General features: G+C 50.7%; 1 rRNA gene. It reads left to right on the forward strand.

The features are described 5' to 3' along the window. Positions 1-369 (forward strand): 16S ribosomal RNA (locus tag ABWU86_RS05890); the annotation flags it as partial.

Raw genomic sequence — 369 nt, forward strand, 5'->3', positions numbered from 1 at the left:
ACGGTATTTAACCAGAAAGCCACGGCTAACTACGTGCCAGCAGCCGCGGTAATACGTAGGTGGCAAGCGTTGTCCGGATTTATTGGGCGTAAAGCGAGCGCAGGCGGTTTTGTAAGTCTGCTGTGAAAGCCCTCAGCTCAACTGAGGAAGTGCAGTGGAAACTACAAAACTTGAGTACAGAAGAGGAAAGTGGAACTCCATGTGTAGCGGTGAAATGCGTAGATATATGGAAGAACACCAGTGGCGAAGGCGGCTTTCTGGTCTGTTACTGACGCTGAGGCTCGAAAGCATGGGTAGCGAACAGGATTAGATACCCTGGTAGTCCATGCCGTAAACGATGAATACTAGGTGTTGGAGGGTTTCCGCCCT

The organism is Apilactobacillus pseudapinorum (assembly GCF_040369555.1).
Classification (GTDB): Bacteria; Bacillota; Bacilli; order Lactobacillales; family Lactobacillaceae; genus Apilactobacillus.